This window comes from Microbacterium sp. P26, from assembly GCF_023712585.1.
Lineage (GTDB): Bacteria > Actinomycetota > Actinomycetes > Actinomycetales > Microbacteriaceae > Microbacterium > Microbacterium algihabitans_A.
The window spans coordinates 1-431 of record NZ_JAMAXZ010000031.1; the positions used below are offsets into that span (position 1 = coordinate 1).

General features: G+C 61.0%; 1 pseudogene. It reads right to left on the reverse strand.

The annotated features are described in order from the left end of the window. Positions 1-383: pseudogene (locus M3667_RS17205) on the reverse strand (D-alanine--D-alanine ligase); the annotation flags it as partial. Between the last annotated feature and the right edge of the window lie 48 nt (positions 384-431).

Consider the following 431-nt stretch of genomic DNA (forward strand, 5'->3'; position numbering starts at 1 on the left):
GTAGACAGCCCGGCGGCAAACTGGGCGCGGGTCAGCGCCACCCACGGCGCGACCGGTAATCCGGCACCCTGCCACAGCCACTTGCTGCGCAGTTTATCCATTGAAATCGCCGAAGCCATCACGCCGCTGCCGGTATAAGGCAGCTGGATTAACTCCAGCAGCCCCTGCAGAGTGCCATCTTCCCCGCCGCGGCCGTGGAGGGCAATAAACGCTTTCTTAAAGCCCTGCTTTTTTAGCTGGGTAATATCAACATCGCGCGGGTCGACCGGATGGGCGTCCACCCCGCCTTCACGCAGCCCGGCCAGCACCGCCGCGCCTGAATTCAGCGACACTTCACGTTCAGCGGAGGTTCCACCGAAAAGCACCGCGATTTTATCAGCCATGGCGCTCCTCCTCCGCTTTTTGCGGGATCAGTTTGATTTCAGCCAGGT